An 18,309-nucleotide genomic window follows, 5' to 3' on the forward strand; every position below is an offset into this window, starting at 1 on the left:
TTATACATTAGCTGCAAATACTTAAACCTTTCTTATACATGGAAGAACATTAGCTGCAAACGCTCAATTTTTGACAACTAGTGTTTAAATTTGAGCGATGTCGAATGAGACTTAGCACCAAAAAACAATGTAGAGACTTAGTACTACGTCTCTTTGGCTTAATGCACTACGATACAATCAATTTAACCACCTCTACTGCCTGCGCTCGTAGTCAACACCTCTTCACAACATTCGACTCCAACTGATTCTCCCTCCGACATTCCGCCTCTTGAGAGTGGCGATCGCCTACATTTGTGATGACCCGTAGGCAAAAATGGATAAAGTCGAGCTTAGTCTTTGGTTTTATTCCTCTGTTCAAGCTACCCCTAGATTTTAAAAAATTAATCATAAATTTTGTGTTGAATATTATTAGTACATACTTTTACTAGATTCTTTTTTTACTCTGCACACTGTATAAATGCTAGAATCCTCAAGTAGACAGTTAGGATACTTAGATGCCAGTTGTAACTAACTCAATCAAGTTTGGTACAGACGGCTGGCGGGGCGTTATCGGTGACGAGTTCACCTTTGAACGCCTAGCCCTGGTCGCGCCAGTTGCCGCAAAAGTATTATATGATACGTATTTTTCTACGGTGGGTAGCCGGACAATAATTGTCGGTTACGATCGCCGATTCATGGCCGAAGACTTTGCTCGTGCTGTTGCCGATACTGTCTCTGCTATCGGCTTTGATGTGCTACTGAGCGAAAGCTTTGCCCCAACTCCAGCTTATAGTTGGGCAGCAAAAGAACTCAATGCTTTGGGGGCGCTGGTAATTACAGCCAGCCATAATCCTGGCGCATATTTGGGGTTAAAAGTCAAAGGATATTTTGGTGGGTCGGTACCGCCAGAAGTCACAAAAGAGATAGAAGCGCAGTTGTCGGTTGGAGTACCACTAGCAGCTACCCCAGGCAAGCAAGAGAAGTTCGATCCCTGGCCCAGTTATACCCAAGCGCTAGAAGGTAAAGTTGATATCGCTAAACTTCGAGAAGCGATCGCATCTGGCAAACTGACATTATTTGCCGATGTTATGCATGGCGCGGCGGCTGGCGGATTGGCGAAACTACTAGGCGATCGAGTCAAAGAAATCAACAGCGATCGCGATCCCCTCTTTGGAGGCGGTGCGCCGGAACCATTGCCGAAATACCTTTCAAAGCTATTTGAAGTCATCAAGACTCACCGAGAAACCGATAAATCGGGTTTAACAGTGGGGTTAGTATTTGATGGAGACTGCGATCGCATTGCAGCAGTAGATGGAGAAGCCAACTTCCTCAGCTCCCAAGTATTAATCCCGATATTAATCGACCATTTAACCCTGCGGCGCGATTTTAAGGGTGAAATAGTTAAAACTGTTAGTGGTTCCGACTTGATGCCCCTTGTAGCAGCACTACATAACCTGTCAGTCTTTGAAACAGCAGTTGGTTATAAATACATCGCTGACAGAATGTTAGTAGCAAAAGTGTTGCTGGGCGGTGAAGAATCGGGAGGAATTGGCTATGGCAGCCATATTCCCGAACGCGATGCATTGCTGTCAGCATTGTACGTACTAGAGGCGATTGTCGAATCTGGTTTGGATTTAGGTGAATATTATCGCTACTTGCAGAAACAAACAGGATTTATCTCAGCATACGATCGCATTGACTTGCCCTTAGCAAATATGGAAGTGCGATCGCGTCTTTTGCAACAACTGCAAACCCAACCCTTAACGGAAATTGCAGGGAAAGCAGTGATTGATTGCCAAACAATTGACGGCTACAAGTATCGTCTAGCCGATAAAAGCTGGTTAATGATTCGCTTTAGCGGGACTGAGCCAGTTTTACGCCTCTACTGCGAAGCCTCAACAATTGAGCAAGTGCATCAAACTCTTGCTTGGGCGAAACAGTGGGCGGAGTAAAATTAGTGAGGAGTTGAGAGTTAGGAGTTAAGAATTAATAACTCATAACTTATCACTCCTAACTCCTAACTGATAACTTTTTATGACATTACTTGTAGTAGCCACAGGAAATCCAGGTAAGTTGCGGGAAATGCAAGCTTACCTGGAAAATTCTGGTTGGGAATTAACCCTTAAACCTGAAGAGTTGGAAATTGAAGAGACGGGCGAAACTTTTGCCGCTAATGCTTGTCTAAAAGCGTCACAAATTGCTAAAGCTACAGGAAACTGGGCAATTGCTGATGATTCAGGCTTGCAAGTAGATGCCCTAAATGGCGCACCAGGGGTGTATTCTGCACGTTACGCCAAAACCGACTCAGAACGCATTGCTAGGGTACTCAAAGAATTAGACAACGAGGTAAATCGGCAAGCTCAATTTGTTTGTGCAGTAGCGATCGCTCGTCCTGATGGTGCGATCGTATTACAATCTGAAGGTATTTGTCGCGGCGAAATTCTCCACGTGCCTCGTGGTGATAGTGGTTTCGGCTACGATCCAATTTTTTATGTGCAAGAGTTGCAATTAACTTTTGCTGAAATGACACGGGAGTTGAAGAGGTCAATTAGCCATCGAGGCAAGGCTTTTACAGCTTTACTTCCGCAATTAGAGAGAGTTAAGAGACGCGATTAATCGCGTCTGTACAAAAGTTAAGAGTAGAGACGCGATTAATCGCGTCTGTTAGAAGTTATGAATTCTGCTAAATCTTCATTCATTAGTCTTGACTCATAACTCTTAACTCATAACTTTTTTAAACTGCTTCTGTGTTCTTTTCGCCAGTGCGAATCCGAATCACTTGCTCAACAGGCGAGATGAAAATTTTACCATCGCCGATTTCACCAGTGCGGGCAGCAGCAATAATTTTGTCTACCACCATATCAACTTGATTGTCGTCAACGACGATTTCCACTTTGAGTTTTTGGAGAAACTCAACGGTGTACTCAGAACCACGATATCGTTCAGTTTGACCTTTTTGCCGTCCGAACCCCCGGACTTCAGAAACAGTCATGCCAACAATACCAGCGTTAACTAAAGCAATTTTCACCTCATCTAGCTTAAATGGGCGGATAATAGCTTCGACTTTTTTCATCTTCTTGACTCCTGACTTCTACTAGCTTCGTTTATATATCTAACCAGATCCGCTGTCCGAAGCTGTAACTAGCAGTGCTTTTCCTAAAAAATATGTAATAATTACAACTTTTTTAAAGTGTAGGTGCTTTACTTGAGGGTTTATGACATAACAAGCGGCAAGGATTTATTAATTGGATAATCTTTGAGGTTCTAACATCAAGAAGTTGCTGTCAATTTAACATTTTATGTAGCTTTTATAACCTAAAAATAGATTGTTTCCACCATTTAGCAGATTTGTTCAGATATTTAGAGAGCGATCGCAGCCAAATTGCATACTAGCCCAAAAGCCTGCTACTGCTGACTGTGGGAATGTCAACTAACGTTTCTGATGTTCAAACAAGGGACGCACAACAAAATATCCAGCACTAAAGGCAGTCAGCATGATTAACAAGATGGTAATAATTAACCACCAGCCATTGAGTCCCTTGACATCTGGCTCAGTAGTGGAATAATAACTGACTTGCTGCTCTTCTATAAAAATTGGTTCTGATATCGGAAAGTTCATTTCCATTACAGGTGCAGAAAAGTCTTGGCGGCGGCTTTTTTTAGCTGGTTGTTTGGACACAACAGATGGACGCGAACGAGAAACCTGCTGAGGTGAACGCGCTTGTTTTACTGGCTGTTTAGCAGTACTTTTAACATCACCAGAAGCTTGGTTAGCTTGGGGATAATTAGCTGTAGCATGGGAATCGACAAAATTTTGCAAACGAGAAAAAGACTCAACGACTTTGGTAATTTCTTGGCGTAATAGTTGATTTTCTTGTACTAGTTGCTGATTTTGGGTGGTGAGTGCATTTAGCCTCGCCTGTGCTGCTTGCAACTCTGTTGACAATTCCCTGTATACAGATAGTGGTACAGAGGGAGGATAGGCTTGAGTAGTCGGTGTTGGCGAATTTCTGTGAACAGAACCTATGGTTGTTCGCATCGGGGGCTTGGTATTAAAAATCAAAGTAATTAGATCGTACAGAGATGCTAACAGAGATAGTCACCCCTGAAACTATGCCCAAGAATAATAGAAAAATACCGAAAGGGCAAAGATTTTTTATTTGGGCATTGAAGATGAGGTACTGAGAAAACTTTTCTTTAGTCCCTATCCCGAATGCCCAGTCTCCAATCTCTAATCCCTAGTCTCTAGTCCCTAGTCCCTAGTCCCCACAATGGGAAGAAGTGTCCCACAGGGCCTTGTCCTTCGCCAATATCTAGGGCGTAAGTGAGTGCGGTAGTCACATATTCCTTTGCCTGTTGCACTGCCTGCCACAAATCTTTTCCTTTAGCTAGATTAGCAGCGATCGCAGCCGATAATGTACAACCAGTACCGTGGGTATTTTTTGTCTCTACTTGCTGGCAAGTCAAAACTTCCAACTTGTCCCCATCAAACCAAATATCAACGCCACGTAAATCTCCCTGCATACCTCCGCCTTTGACTAAAACAACCTTTGTCTTTAAAGTCTTGTAAATAATTTCCGCAGCAGCTTGCATATCCTCTAAAGAATTAATTTGTAAACCGCTCAAAATCTGGGCTTCATAGCGATTGGGCGTGATCATAACCGCTTTCGGAATCAAGGCATGGCATAAAGTCTTTACAGCATCATCATCAATCAATTGTGCTCCCGTGCGTGACACCATTACTGGATCGACTACTAAATTATTGATTTGTAAAGCTTCTACTTGCTGGGCAACAGCAAAAATAATTTCCTGATTGAGCAACATTCCAGTTTTAGCAGCTTGTACGCCAATATCCTCAACTACTGCCTGAATTTGCGCCACAACAGCCTCTGTTGGCATAGCATCGACCCTCTTCACTCCTAGAGTGTTTTGTGCCGTGACGCAGGTTATAGCACTAGTACCGTGGACACAGTGAAAAGCAAAGGTACGTAAATCAGCTTGAATTCCTGCACCACCACCGCTATCTGAACCAGCAATGGTTAAAGCAACAGGTATTCTGGAGTTTATTTCAGCGTTCATATTATGAAGATTAAGTAAGTTGGTGTCATCACAAACTATCTCAAAGATTGATGAACTAGGCTAAAATCCTTTTTCTTCCTGCGCGCGATCGCAATCTAACTTGAGAGTTCTGAATTATTTAGAGAAACTTCATCAAATCCTTGCACAAAGCGCTTTTTATGCTCATATCATTCTGGAAATTAATAGAACTCCAGCAGACATATCCATAATTTTTTGAATTTAGTTGTAAAAAAACTTACCATGTTCAGGAGTTTTACTGATATCAAGTGCTATTTGTAAAGGTTAGTTTTAACTAAGTTCACAACGCTCAGTTACACCGCTTAAAACAGGTTCAACTAAGTTGTTACATTAGTCCCCTTAAGTTAAAGGGTCAACCTAACTAAAGTTTCAACCAATTTAACTTCGATCGCTTTAACTTTAAGTCCCCAGTTATCAGCTAAGGGTGAATTTTACCATGCAGATTTGGCAACCTCTTGACCTAAAACAACGCATAAAGTTCAGAGGAATTACTATGCCAAATACGATCGTTTTATTGAAAAAAACAGATGCTAAAGCTGGTTTACAAAGAGCAGCTATGTCTACAATGGGCTACGCCTACGCAGTGGCTAAAGATAAAGTCTGGAGTAGAAGTATCTACGCGCTAATCGTCCAATTAATCTCAACAAAACTCTGACGATTGACGGTATTGATATTCCTGATTTAACCATTAACGGTTGACAGGAGAAAAATTTTTCAGTTTGACAACAGTGTTTCTATAATCGACGCGATTTTAAGTCGCGATCGGATAACTGTGACTGTCCTTAACAGTTCAGATAGATGGCTCATTCAAATAACTACTTAGCAACTGAAGAAAGTTGCTGAGATTGTACTACCAATTTCCCTTACACATATTCGGAGTAAACAGATGGCTGGCAATACATATTACGTTTCTGCAACAGGCAGTGATAGAAATAATGGCTTAGACGAAGAATCTGCATTTCTCAGCTTGGGTAGAGCCGTATATGAGATGAAAGCAGGCGACACCCTCTATGTGATGAATGGAAATTATCAAATGAAAGGGATTACGCTTTTTAACTTGAATGGCTCACCAGATAACTGGACAACAATAAAAGCTTATCCAGGGGCTACGCCGACGATAACAACAACGGGAAGTGGCATTAATATATTGAGTTCATCCTACGTGCGGATTGAAGGACTTAATATAAAAGGCAATCGGGAAAACATCACTCTCGAATATGCCTTGCAAGAGAAGAATAACCTGAATAACCCCTTGACCAATAGTAATGGTATTGCTGTTAATGCATGGAAAAACGTTGATGGTGAAGGTGGTACTAATCCCCATCATATTGTCATCACTGGTAACACAATCCGTAACTTTCCAGGTGGAGGTATAGCATTCAGTAATTCAGACTATATAACTGTTGAGAAAAACATTGTGTCTGGAAATGCTTGGTATTCACCTCACGGCAATCAGGGAATAACCTCTCTCAACAGTTTTAATTTTGATAACAATACCACTGACTACAGAATGATTTTGCGAGACAACATTGTCTACGATAACCAAAGTTTAGTTCCGTGGAAAAATGGAGGCGTTGACAAAATTACTGAGGGACATGGGATTATGCTTGATACTACCGATATCAGCAAAGATAATGTGCCCTATACAGGTAAAGCATTAATTGCAAATAACATTACTTACAACAATGGAGGTGCAGGCATTAATGTTTTCAAAGCTACCAATGTTGATGTTATCAACAACACAGCTTACAAGAATGCCCAAGTTCTTACAGATTCTGGAGAGATTAGTGTTACTTACTCGGAAAATGTACGTGCCTACAACAACATTTTGTATGCAAACGACAATCAATATGCTAACAGAATTAAGTACGACACAAATGTAATTTTCGATCGCAATCTTGTTTATAACTCGAACCTATTCCAAGCTTCAGATAATTTAAACACTACAGGGTTACAGAATCTTTTGGGTCAAGATCCTCAATTCGTTGATGCAGACAAAGGGAATTTTGCACTCAAACCTGGAAGTGTTGCGATCGATGGTGGTTCCAATGCCTTCAATAGCATCACCAAGAAGACTCCTCAGGATGGTGATGGGAATGGCAGTACAGTCATTGATATTGGTGCATACGAAGCTCCCCGCAACTCCACCAAAACCCCAGAAATTCAAGTTCTCAATGGCACACTTAATATTATTGATGGCAACACTGCCATTAACTTTGGTGAGACTCTTGTTGGTGAACCCTTGACTAAAACCTTTACTATCAAGAACACCGGTATAGCTGCACTCAACCTAAGTAATCTTAAACTTCCCGACGGATTTAGTTTGGTTGGAACTCTTCCAACGAGTGTGGCTGTTAATGCTTCCACCACCATATCGGTGGCACTCAATCCCACTGCACCCGGCGTATATAGTGGTAGCCTCAGTTTAAACAACAACGACGTTAATGAAAGTCCCTTTGACTTTGCCATTAGTGGCACAGTTTATACCCCAGAAATTCAAGTTCTCAATAACACTGTTGACATTACAGATGGTGACACTACTGCCATTAACTTTGGTGAAACGACTGTTGGTGATGCCTTAACCAAAACCTTTACTATCAAGAACACCGGTACAGGCGCACTCAAACTAAGTAATCTTAAACTTCCCGACGGATTTAGTTTGGTTGGAACTCTTCCAACGAGTGTGGCTGTTAATGCTTCCACCACCATATCGGTGGCACTCAATCCCACTACAGCCGGTAGCTATAGTGGCAACTTCAGTTTAAAAAACAACGATATTGATGAAAGCTCCTTTGACTTTGCCATTAGTGGCACAGTCAGACCCGCTCCTGTCCAGGGAATTCAAGTTCTCAATGGCACTAACTCCAATGACACCTTTACTATCCGACGAGGCGATGGTAATTACAGCATCACTGACTTTGGTGGTGTAGGTACTAGTTCAAACCCTTCGGCTACTGTGGTTGCCAAGATAGACACCTTGCAATTTATTGGGAATGAATTGACTGCGAGAAATCTGCAATTAACTCAAAATGGCAGCAATTTAGAAGTCAGCTTTGGAAATGTGGCTAATACTAAAGTCACTCTGCAAAACTTTAAGTTAGAAAACCTAGACAACTTAGCCGCATCGACAACAAGACCTGCCATTGGCAATATCATCTTTGACGGAGAGGCTAGTGTTACCAAAAGCTTTGATGTAATTAATGCCAACTCTACTCAAACGTATGTTTCTACCGCTAACACTGTCACCTTTCTCAATGACTTGAACAATAATATCAGCGGTTTTTACAGTTCCAATGATGTGATTAATGGTCAAGGAGGTAATGATACCATCAATGGCAGCGGTGGCGACGATCTGCTGCGGGGTGGTACTGGCAACGATCTTCTCATTGGTGGACAAGGCAATGATACTCTTGTGGGTGGTACAGGTGCTGACTCTTTCCTCTACGACACCAATTCTAGCTTTTATAGCCCTGTTGTGGGTATTGATACCATCGCTGACTTCAATCGCTCTCAAGGTGATAAGATTGTCCTCGATAAGACTACCTTTACTGCTATTACTTCTGTTACGGGAACGGGTTTTAGTAACGCCAGTGATTTTCAAATCACCAGTTTAGGGGCACTTAGCAATGCTGTGATTGTTTACGACTCGATGACTGGGCAGTTACTATACAATCAAAATGGTAGCGCTGCTGGTTTCGGCAGTGGTGGTCAATTTGCACAACTTACTGGTGCGCCCAATCTTACTGCTTCTGACTTTATCATTCAAGCATAGCTAGTAGTTCGCCAAGGAAACTTGACTCTTTTAAGGGCAAGGGGGAAAGGGAAAAGATGTTTACTCCTTTAACCTTTCCCCTTTTCCCAGCCTTCACCTAACAATTATTGAATTTATGGAGATGTTTAATAAATGGTAGTCAAGTAAAAGCCATTCCAAAAAACATCTTTCCAATAAAAATGTCGTTGTCCATGAATAATATCATCACTAGCGATCTAACTTTTTGACCAGAAATAGCCGTATTATTTGGAACTTATAGTTGTAATATAACTACTGCTATGGTTGCGATCGCAACTCTTGTAATAGCCCCTGCAAAAACTTTCCCCATTCTGCTGCCAAAGGGATTTCTGTAAACGGAACCCGCACGGAATTAGCAGATTCGGAAAATAGAAATTCTAATTCTATGGAACGACCTTTCTCTGGTGGATTGTTTACATCTACTGATTTTTCATCTACTAAAACCTGGATTTGTTTGATATCAAGCAAGGAGAATGTTTCTAGTTTAATCGGCCCTTGAGGCGTAGGTTTTCCCCAAGTGATATTGTTTTCTTTTTGACCTAATACAGCATAAATATCATACTTAGCCCGTTCAAATTGCTCTGCCCAAGTGCGATAGGCTTCGACTTTTTGATACTCCTTCGAGCCTTGCCAAGCCAACCAGAAAAACATTACTAACAGCGGCAACCACAAAAGACCACGTTCCATCGTTTAAAAAAATCCTCAGTTTTGAGTGAAACTTGTAACTAAAAGTGCAAAATCTACCAACAAGGGGTCGAGATAAGTTATGGTATGAGCAAACTGGCAAAAAGCGGTGATGAGTTAATATGAGAAAACTTATATTATGGTGCTTGTTTGTCATTGGGCTGGGATCTGCCATATTTGGTTTCCTGAATTTTCAGGGATTGGCAGCTAAAGGAGAGTTTGAGACGATTTTGCTTGATTTTCGGGAAGATATTCCATCACTTGTAGTGGAACAGGATTTGCAAGCGATCGCCAAACAATACAACGTTACACCCCAATTAGACAACAAGTTTTCCAAAAAAGATAATGTGTATATTATCAAGGGCGATCGCCAACGGCTCCAAGAACTGAAAAAATCTCAGTTTGCCCAAGCGACAGAATTCATTGAACCAAACTATATCTACAACAAGATTCCACAACCAGGTAAAACCGCTTGGCTAGGTGAATTTTTAACACCCCAAGAAGATGAAGAAGCAAGTCCTTCATTAACTGGCCCTAATGACCAATATTACAGCAAGCAATGGAACTTGCACAAAATCGGTGTTGAAGGCGCATGGAGTCAAACCAAAGGCAGTGGCATCACAGTCGCAGTTATTGACACTGGAATTACCAAGGTTCGCGACTTGTATGAGACAAAATTCGTCAAGGGCTATGATTTTGTTAACGACCGAGAAGAAGCCACAGACGATAATGGTCACGGTACCCATGTTGCCGGAACTATTGCTCAAGCCACAAATAATAAATATGGCGTCGCTGGAATTGCCTACGAAGCCAGTCTGATGCCCCTGAAGGTACTCAGTTCTTATGGCGGTGGTACCGTTGCCGATATTGCCGAAGCGATTAAATTTGCTGCTGATAAAGGCGCAGATGTAATTAATATGAGCTTGGGTGGTGGCGGTGAAAGCCAGTTGATGAAACAAGCGATCGAGTATGCTCATCGAAAAGGTGTTGTTATTATTGCCGCAGCCGGAAATGAAAACGCCAATGGAGCAAGCTATCCAGCTCGCTATCCCTACGTCATCGGCGTTTCGGCAATTGGCCCAGATGGCGAAAGAGCGCCCTATTCTAACTTTGGTGCAGGAGTAGATATCTCTGCTCCTGGTGGTAGTGAAGCTGGTAAAATTCTCCAAGAAACCATCGATGAAAAAGGCGAAGGCGTATTTCTCGGCTTCCAAGGTACAAGCATGGCTTCTCCCCACGTTGCCGGTGTTGCGGCATTAATCAAAGCTGCTGGCATCAAAGAACCAGATGAAGTTTTAAAAGTCCTCAAACAGTCGGCGCGAGTTATTCAGGATGATGGTTTGAACTATTATGGCGCTGGACAACTCAATGCAGAAGCAGCAGTCAAACTAGCCTTTAGCGGACAAATCAGTTTTCCAGATTTCTTTCGGTGGTTAAGGGATAGCGGCTATCTTAACCCCGGCTTTTGGATTGATGGTGGTGCGGTAGCACTGTTACCCAAGATTTTAATGGTAGTTGGTTCCTATCTGCTGGCTTGGTTTTTACGCGTTTACTTCCCCTTCACTTGGAGTTGGTCTTTATCCAGTGGACTAATCGCCGGCAGTTCTGGGTTATTCTTCCTCAAGGGAATCTATATTTTTGATCTTCCCCAATGGCCTTTCCGGGTTTTGGGCAGTTCAATTCCCGAATTAGGTAATACTCTCCAGGGAACTGATGCATTAAATCCTCTATTTGCCAGTGTACTGATTCCCATTGTGTTGATGGCATTGCTGCTGGGACATCCTAGTTGGAAATGGTTTGCCATTGGTTCAACTTTAGGTGTAGCAGCGTGCTTAACTACAAGTGCGTTTTTCGAGCCGACAGTTTGGGGATTAGGAAGTGGTAACTTAGCACGTCTTTTCCTCATTGCTAATGCCCTAGTCTGTTATGGACTTGTTCGTTTAGCATTGAAAAACGAAGAGAAAATAGCATAAATGGGGAATAGGGAATGGGGCATTGGGCATAGCGCATGGAGAATCAATTTTTTTAACTCCTAACTCCTAATTCCTAACTCCCAATTCCCTACTCTCCTTACTCAGCACTCAGCACTCAGCACTCAGCAATCAGCACTGTTATGAGCATTACACTTACAGGTACAGTCGAACGTCGTGATATTGGTACAGGCGCATGGGCGTTAGTTACAGAAGAGGGCGTTACTTACGAAATCCTCAGAGGGGCTGACAAAGACCTACTCAAAGCCGGACAAAAAGCAAAAGTTAAAGGGCAGGTGCGTGAAGATATCATGACAACTGCCATGATTGGCCCTGCCTTAGAGGTCAAATCTTTTGAGGTAATTAGTTCTGATTAGCTGTGGAATTTAGAACCTCTTGCAGACGACTTCTAAACTCCCCTTTGGGATGACCTCCTTTTACTTCACCAACAATCTGAAATTCCCCCTCTGGAGAATTGCAGAGGATGTAAGTAGGCCATCCCATTTCTGATTTATCGGGATATTGAGTCAATAAAATCTTGCGATACTTGCGGTAAGCAGTCGTATCTTGCATTTTTACATCGATAAACTCTAAACCCAGTTCTTCAGCCACCTTTTTGTCATAAAAAGACATTTTGTGGCAGATGCCGCACTCTTCTGAAGAGAACTTAATTACAGCTAAACTCATGGGTTGGCTACTCTTTGATTATAAACAAAGTTTTTTAGCATAATGCCATGAAATATTACCATATAGCTGGTCATTAGTGTCAATCTCAGGCTAAAACCCCGATCTAGTATTTTTATCCTTTTTCCTTAATAGTAGTTGTCAAGTTTAAATTAATGGGTTATCGGTAACAAACCAGTGCCGTGTCTACGATGGGCTACACCTACGCCAAAATATCAAGTTGGATGTGTTTATCAGTTCAAATCTATTCACGATCAGGATTTAAGCTTGTATTTAACAATATCCAAATCTCGATTTTTGAAAAAATAAGGTGCGTTAGCTGTCTTTGTAACGCACCATCTATTAGCAATTGCAGATTAATAAATCCACATTCCTTATTCTTCTGGCTCTAAATCGACTTCTTCCTCTTCATCTTCGTCACTAGCTTTAGCGACAGAGTTAGCAGAAACAACAGCGCCTTTATCTAGCTTTTCACGCACTAGTTTCTTGATTTCTTCAGCAAATTCAGGCTTTTCTTCTAGATACTTAATGGCGTTATCTCGTCCTTGGGAGATATTATCGCCGTTGTAACTATACCAAGCTCCTTTGCGGACAATAATGCCAGTTTCTTCTGCTAAGTCAACAAGACAACCCAAGGTAGAAATACCTTTACCAAAAATAATGTCAAATTCCGCTATTCTAAAAGGCGGCGCTACTTTATTTTTGGCGACTTTGACTTTTACACGATTACCAAATTCATCTGTACCTTTTTTCAAGGTTTGAATTCGGCGAATGTCCAAGCGCACCGAAGCGTAAAACTTCAATGCGTTACCACCAGTTGTGGTTTCTGGGCTACCGTAGGTAACACCAATTTTTTGTCGCAACTGGTTGATGAAAATTACTGTACAACCAGATTTACCAATGTTTCCAGTAATCTTACGTAGGGCTTGGCTCATTAACCGCGCTTGCAGGCCAACGTGAGCATCACCCATATCGCCTTCAATTTCAGCACGGGGAACCAATGCTGCTACTGAGTCTATAACTACAATATCAACCGCAGCAGAGCGAACAAGTTGATCGACAATTTCTAAAGCTGATTCGCCAGTGTCAGGTTGGGAAATCAACAAATTGTCAATATCTACACCCAATGCCGCAGCATAAGTAGGGTCTAGGGCGTGTTCAGCATCAACAAAGGCAGCAATACCGCCATTTCTTTGCACTTCGGCGAGCGCGTGTAGCGCTACTGTAGTTTTACCAGAACTTTCTGGCCCATAAATTTCAATTACCCGCCCCTTGGGTAAACCACCACCCAATGCTAAATCTAGGGTAAGCGCTCCACTGGAAATCGTTTCCACCCGCATCCGGGTAGCATCGCCCAAGCGCATGATTGCTCCTTTACCAAAGCTGCGCTCAATCTGGTTGAGCACCATAGTCAGTGCTTTTTGCTTGCCAGAAGTATCGGTGTTGATAGCCATTCCTGCCTCTAATGCCTCTTAATATATGGTTTTAAGGAGTGTTGGTGTCGGAGTTTGAGTAGAACAGATATACTATTTTAACCAGAAAATTCTGGAATAGGACTTCTCAAATCAAAAAAGGGGTGTGACAAGATCGTAACTCGATCGCTACCAGATTAGGGTAGTTTTGCACAATGATACCAACTTGCATTCAGAGATAGCTTTTTTTGGCTGGGTAAGCAAGGGTTTTCAAAGAAAAAATAAATTACCTAAACAACCCTGTCAGTAGAACCGTACTCGTGAGCTTTTGCGAAGGTTGCTAAATTAGGAGCGATCACCATGCCAATTAGCATATCATCGATAGCAGCTTTATCGGGTCGGGGTTAGATATAGAAAGCTTTTAGGGTAGTAGTAAAGGGATTTTCAATGCTTGAAGTGACTTTCAGCTTTGAGAGGCTATGATGTTCAGTCGTACTTGCTGCTTATGAGCTTGACGTATAATTGTACCAATACAGGGGAAAACATCCATCATGGCTAAAGTTAATCTAGATGCTCTGATTCCACGAGAGGATTTTGATGTGGAAGAAAATATTAATCTAGGTAAGAAAAAAGAAACAATTTCTATTGAAGACCTTAAAATAGACTCATTCTTCTTTTCAAACATCAGAAAACCTGATTTTCAAAGAGAAACTAATGAATGGGACAAAAATCGAATTTCTGAATTTATCAAAAGTTTTATTGAGGGCGATTTAATACCAGCAATAATTTTATGGCGAAGTACAGGCGGCTACTTGTTTGTAATTGATGGTAGCCATAGATTAAGTGCTTTATCTGCTTGGGTAAATGATGATTATGGTGATGGTAAAGTTTCAAAACTCTTTTATGATGGGGTAATTTCTGATGAACAACTAGAAATTGCTCAAGAAACACGAAAATTAGTAAACAAAACAGTCGGTTCGTATGATGATTTTAAGTTGGCTTCCACATATCCTGATAAATTTAAACCCGAAGTTGTCAAATATGCTAAAAATCTGGCAGCCTTGGCAATTCAACTTCAATGGGTTGAAGGTGATGCAACTAAAGCAGAAAGTTCATTCTTCAAAATTAATCAACAAGCTGCACCAATAGATAAAACTGAGCTAAAACTCCTTGAATCTAGGAGAAAGCCTAACAGTATTGCAGCGCGTGCAATTATTAGAAGCGGCAAAGGGCATAAATATTGGTCATCTTTTTCAAATGAAACACAACATCAAATACAAGAAATAGCTAAAGAGATTAATGAAATACTTTTTGCGCCTAAGTTAAAGACCCCTATAAAAACTCTGGACATACCAGTTGGAGGAAAACTATATTCATCACAAACATTACCACTAATTTTAGATTTTATTAATGTTGTTAACAATCTTGATTTTAATAATAAGGGAATTAACGATGACTTAACTGGTGAAGCAACAATACAGATTTTAAAGAAGACCAGAAAGATTGTATATAGACTAAATAGTAATCATTCCTCATCTTTGGGGTTACATCCAGTTATATACTTTTACTCAAAAGAGGGACGGCATAGAACAGTATCCTTACTCGCTGTAGTTGATTTTGTAATGGAACTTGATAAAAGACAAAAAATCAATGACTTCATTAAAGTACGAGAACAGTTTGAAGAATGCCTCATAAAATATGATTATTTGATTCAGCAAATTTATTTAAAATATAGGTCTGTTCAAAAAAGCTACAAAGATGTATCAAAATTATTTCAAAAACTTGTAACTAATTTACAAACCGAAAAAGCAATTCATAAGATTCTAAATGAAATTATATCTAGCAATGATTTTCAGTACTTGACTATTCGTACAATAAATCAAGAAACTCATTCATCTACACAAGACTTTAATACAAATAAAAAAAGTGAGATTTATATAAAAGATGCATTACAAAATGCACAAAAATGCAAAATTTGTCAGGGTCTTATCCATAGAAACTCAATTTCGATTGATCATATCCAGCGTAAAGAAGATGGCGGATTGGCAAGTGTAGATAACGGACAGATAACCCATCCATACTGTAATACAGGGTATAAAAATTAAGTTATAAAATACATCTGCATTAGATAATTTAGCTAATGGCGAAACTTGATACCACTTCATCCATCACCATTGTTACTATAAACGCCAGTTATCTAGTCTTAGTGAATAATTTAAATCTTGAATTCTTTGATAATGAAATAAATTACCCGTAACTAAAGTTAGATTATGACTGATGGCAATTGCAGCAATCATACAATCGGGATAACCAATTCTTTTTCCGGTTGTCTCTAAATCAGCGTAAATTTTCCCTGCTAATACAGCTTCTGTCAAGTCAAAGGATAATATTTCCTGTGAAGCCAGTATAGTTAAAAATTGCTGAAGACGTTTTTCTTGCTTACGTTTTTGCCAACCTTCTACAATTTCCATGACCGTAATTGCAGAAATTGTATATTTATTAAATTGGCTTAAGTAACTATTGGCTTTGAAAATAATACGAGGATTTACTCGTTTAATAATTTCTGAAAGAATATCCGTATCAAGTAGGGATTTTTCTACTTCATTCATCTGTTCCAGTATATCCTCTTTTTTCCATCGCCTCAGCAACAATTTCATCAACAATTTCTGGAACATCAGCATATAATCCCATTAAAGGATCGTTTTTCTCCTGGACTTCTGCTAAACGTTCAATTACATGACTAATCAATTCTGATAGAGTTGATTGATTGACTATTGCCAGAGTTTTTGCTCGTTCAAAGGTGAGTCTGTCTAGTTCAAGTTCTATTTTTTCCATTATGGTTTTAAACTCTGTTTAGTGATTAATTTAAGTCTAATAGGTTTTTTGGATATTTTCAGTTTGGTTATTCAACAAAATAGCTATCAATTAACGTTATTTGCTAAGATTTGATTAGGCTTTTGCTTTCGTATATCTTTGATGACTCTCGACTTTCCCGACTCTCTGATTCTTGATACAGCGCTTTCAGTTTCTGGATTAACTGACTATATCCGTTTGCTGTTAGAGCAAGATGAACAATTGCGGCAAGTTTGGGTAACTGGCGAAGTTTCCAGTGCTAACAACCATCGCAGTGGGTTGTTTTTTACGCTGCAAGATCCCGATCGCACTGCCGGAATTAAGTGTGTAGTATGGAATAGCCAATTGCCAAAACTCGCCCAAATGCCTATTCCTGGCGAACAGATAATCATTTTGGGCAGTATTCGCGTCTATCCGCAACGGGGAGAGTATCAGTTATCAGTTTGGCAAACTCTACCTGTTGGTGTTGGTTTACAGGCACTGCGCTATCAACAACTCAAAAATCGCTTGCTGGCTGAGGGATTATTCGACGCGCAAAGAAAGCGATCGCTCCCAACCCACCCCCAAACGATCGCTGTTGTCACTTCACCAACGGCTGCTGCTTGGGGTGATATTCAAAAAACCTTGAAGCAAAGGTATCCAGGTTTACACGTTTTATTTTCTCCCGCGACCGTACAAGGCGACCAAGCACCAGAATCTATCGTCAAGGCAATTGAGCGGGTGGAAAGAGATGGGCGCGCCGAAGTGCTAATTTTATCGCGGGGTGGTGGCGCGGTGGAAGAATTAGCTTGCTTTAATGATGAACGAGTGGTGCGATCGCTTGCTAGTTGTTCTATTCCGGTAATTACTGGGATCGGCCATCAACGAGATGAATCTTTAGCAGATTTAGTTGCAGATGTATGTGTGCATACACCCACTGCGGCAGCGGAAATGGTTGTACCATCACTTTCAGAGTTATATACTGAGCATCGGGGGCGAGTTGTCGCTTTACATGAGGCGGTGCATGACTTTAAAGAAAATGCTGAGAATAAACTGCAAGTATTGCGGAATCGTTTGCGACGTTTGCGGTTAGATCGGCAAGTGCAGCAGGAGGTGGACAAGCTAGCTTGGAAGCGTCAGCATTTGGTGCAAATTACCACGGGGCGATCGCAGCAAGCAACGCAGCATCTAGAATTATTGCGGCAGAAATTGGCTAGTCTTGACCCGAAAGCGGTGTTACAGCGTGGTTATGCGGTGGTGAGAAGGGAAGATGGAGCGATCGCTCGTTCGGCAGCAGAGTTGGCTGTGGGGCAAGAGTTAATGATTCAATTGGGGCAAGGTGAGGTTAAAGTGAAGGTTATGGAAGTGAACGAACCGCAGAGGCGCAGAGGACGCAGAGAGATTAATGGTTAAACGTAAGGGTGCTTCTAGTTCTGAGGAAGGTTGGAATTATGAGGCGAAGGTTGCTGAAATAGAGGGAATTATTACTCGCATTGAGGCGGGTGAGTTGGAATTGGAAGCTGTGTTTGACCAATTTGCAACTGCTGTGGAGTATTTGCGTCAGTGCGAAGGTTTTTTGCAGCAGCGACAACAGCAGGTAGATTTGTTGATTGAAACATTAAGCCAAGAGTAGATGCCGGAGACTCCAGTTTGAGTCTAGGCTAGTAGTGTGAATATAGAAGTTTGCTTTTTAAGTCAGGACTCAAAATCTCAAATATAAAGCAATACAGTTCAGATAAGCCCAAAACACTTGTAGAGACGGCGATTTATCGCGTCTCGAAAACCAAAAATTGTTGCCACTAGCCCTTAACTGAACCGTATTGAGATATAAAGAGTTTCTGCCTCCTTGAAGCCAGAATTC

At 41.1% G+C, this 18,309-nt stretch carries 17 protein-coding genes; 9 read left to right on the forward strand and 8 right to left on the reverse strand.

Features of this window, described 5'->3' with window-relative positions; translation table 11 throughout:
- Positions 1 to 494 precede the first annotated feature (494 nt).
- Together RMY64_RS17605 and rdgB are read left to right on the forward strand one after the other, a co-directional pair.
- The gene (locus tag RMY64_RS17605) at positions 495 to 1,931 is read left to right on the forward strand and encodes a phosphoglucomutase/phosphomannomutase family protein (RefSeq protein WP_322700731.1); all 1,437 of its coding nucleotides are present in this window, start codon (positions 495 to 497) and stop codon (positions 1,929 to 1,931) included.
- 82 nt (positions 1,932 to 2,013) lie between these two features.
- The gene (gene rdgB / locus RMY64_RS17610) at positions 2,014 to 2,595 is read left to right on the forward strand and encodes an RdgB/HAM1 family non-canonical purine NTP pyrophosphatase (RefSeq protein WP_322691350.1); all 582 of its coding nucleotides are present in this window, start codon (positions 2,014 to 2,016) and stop codon (positions 2,593 to 2,595) included.
- A 118-nt stretch (positions 2,596 to 2,713) separates the two neighbouring features.
- Here rdgB and RMY64_RS17615 read toward each other — a convergent pair whose 3' ends face one another.
- From RMY64_RS17615 to thiD, 3 genes are all read right to left on the reverse strand, one after another.
- A complete protein-coding gene (locus tag RMY64_RS17615) occupies positions 2,714 to 3,052 on the reverse strand; it encodes a P-II family nitrogen regulator (RefSeq protein ID WP_012410794.1) in 339 nt (112 codons plus the stop codon).
- A 357-nt stretch (positions 3,053 to 3,409) separates the two neighbouring features.
- Entirely contained in the window at positions 3,410 to 4,018 is a 609-nt protein-coding gene (locus RMY64_RS17620; protein ID WP_322700732.1) for a hypothetical protein, read from the reverse strand.
- Positions 4,019 to 4,224: 206 nt separating this feature from the next.
- Complete coding sequence (gene thiD, locus RMY64_RS17625) at positions 4,225 to 5,058, reverse strand: bifunctional hydroxymethylpyrimidine kinase/phosphomethylpyrimidine kinase (protein ID WP_322673716.1); 834 nt, start codon at positions 5,056 to 5,058, stop codon at positions 4,225 to 4,227.
- Between the two features lie 511 nt (positions 5,059 to 5,569).
- On the opposite strand from thiD, the gene RMY64_RS17630 reads away from it, so the two are divergent.
- Positions 5,570 to 5,731 (forward strand): hypothetical protein, encoded by a 162-nt coding sequence (locus RMY64_RS17630; protein ID WP_322673715.1) that lies wholly within the window; start codon positions 5,570 to 5,572, stop codon positions 5,729 to 5,731.
- 231 nt (positions 5,732 to 5,962) lie between these two features.
- The gene (locus RMY64_RS17635) at positions 5,963 to 8,848 is read left to right on the forward strand and encodes a choice-of-anchor D domain-containing protein (RefSeq protein ID WP_322685077.1); all 2,886 of its coding nucleotides are present in this window, start codon (positions 5,963 to 5,965) and stop codon (positions 8,846 to 8,848) included.
- A gap of 276 nt (positions 8,849 to 9,124) precedes the next feature.
- Here RMY64_RS17635 and RMY64_RS17640 read toward each other — a convergent pair whose 3' ends face one another.
- Positions 9,125 to 9,553 carry a hypothetical protein gene (locus tag RMY64_RS17640; protein ID WP_322673713.1) on the reverse strand — a complete coding sequence of 143 codons (429 nt, stop codon included), beginning with the start codon at positions 9,551 to 9,553 and terminating at the stop codon, positions 9,125 to 9,127.
- Positions 9,554 to 9,672: 119 nt separating this feature from the next.
- Between RMY64_RS17640 and RMY64_RS17645 the strand changes: the two genes are divergently transcribed.
- Positions 9,673 to 11,523 carry a S8 family peptidase gene (locus RMY64_RS17645; RefSeq protein ID WP_322685076.1) on the forward strand — a complete coding sequence of 617 codons (1,851 nt, stop codon included), beginning with the start codon at positions 9,673 to 9,675 and terminating at the stop codon, positions 11,521 to 11,523.
- A gap of 140 nt (positions 11,524 to 11,663) precedes the next feature.
- Complete coding sequence (locus RMY64_RS17650; RefSeq protein WP_289796246.1) at positions 11,664 to 11,897, forward strand: hypothetical protein; 234 nt, start codon at positions 11,664 to 11,666, stop codon at positions 11,895 to 11,897.
- Here RMY64_RS17650 and RMY64_RS17655 read toward each other — a convergent pair.
- Both RMY64_RS17655 and recA read right to left on the reverse strand, forming a co-directional pair.
- Positions 11,884 to 12,207 carry a thioredoxin family protein gene (locus RMY64_RS17655; RefSeq protein ID WP_099103723.1) on the reverse strand — a complete coding sequence of 108 codons (324 nt, stop codon included), beginning with the start codon at positions 12,205 to 12,207 and terminating at the stop codon, positions 11,884 to 11,886. The genes RMY64_RS17650 and RMY64_RS17655 overlap by 14 nt on opposite strands.
- A gap of 371 nt (positions 12,208 to 12,578) precedes the next feature.
- The gene (gene recA / locus RMY64_RS17660; protein WP_292865143.1) at positions 12,579 to 13,658 is read right to left on the reverse strand and encodes a recombinase RecA; all 1,080 of its coding nucleotides are present in this window, start codon (positions 13,656 to 13,658) and stop codon (positions 12,579 to 12,581) included.
- Between the two features lie 509 nt (positions 13,659 to 14,167).
- Between recA and RMY64_RS17665 the strand changes: the two genes are divergently transcribed.
- Positions 14,168 to 15,721 carry an HNH endonuclease gene (locus RMY64_RS17665; RefSeq protein WP_322700733.1) on the forward strand — a complete coding sequence of 518 codons (1,554 nt, stop codon included), beginning with the start codon at positions 14,168 to 14,170 and terminating at the stop codon, positions 15,719 to 15,721.
- 75 nt (positions 15,722 to 15,796) lie between these two features.
- On the opposite strand, the gene RMY64_RS17670 is transcribed toward RMY64_RS17665, so the two are convergent.
- Both RMY64_RS17670 and RMY64_RS17675 read right to left on the reverse strand, forming a co-directional pair.
- Positions 15,797 to 16,225 carry a type II toxin-antitoxin system VapC family toxin gene (locus RMY64_RS17670; RefSeq protein WP_322673710.1) on the reverse strand — a complete coding sequence of 143 codons (429 nt, stop codon included), beginning with the start codon at positions 16,223 to 16,225 and terminating at the stop codon, positions 15,797 to 15,799.
- Positions 16,218 to 16,451 (reverse strand): hypothetical protein, encoded by a 234-nt coding sequence (locus RMY64_RS17675; protein WP_229469801.1) that lies wholly within the window; start codon positions 16,449 to 16,451, stop codon positions 16,218 to 16,220. The genes RMY64_RS17670 and RMY64_RS17675 overlap by 8 nt, the downstream gene beginning before the upstream one ends.
- A 141-nt stretch (positions 16,452 to 16,592) precedes the next feature.
- Between RMY64_RS17675 and xseA the strand changes: the two genes are divergently transcribed.
- On the forward strand, positions 16,593 to 17,861 hold the full coding sequence (gene xseA, locus RMY64_RS17680) for an exodeoxyribonuclease VII large subunit (protein ID WP_322673709.1): 1,269 nt from the start codon (positions 16,593 to 16,595) through the stop codon (positions 17,859 to 17,861).
- Positions 17,854 to 18,081 (forward strand): exodeoxyribonuclease VII small subunit, encoded by a 228-nt coding sequence (gene xseB, locus RMY64_RS17685; RefSeq protein WP_099102361.1) that lies wholly within the window; start codon positions 17,854 to 17,856, stop codon positions 18,079 to 18,081. Before xseA ends, xseB begins: the two co-directional genes overlap by 8 nt.
- Positions 18,082 to 18,309: the final 228 nt, after the last annotated feature.

This window comes from Nostoc sp. DedQUE08 (genome assembly GCF_034530895.1).
In the GTDB taxonomy this organism is placed as follows: Bacteria; Cyanobacteriota; Cyanobacteriia; order Cyanobacteriales; family Nostocaceae; genus Nostoc.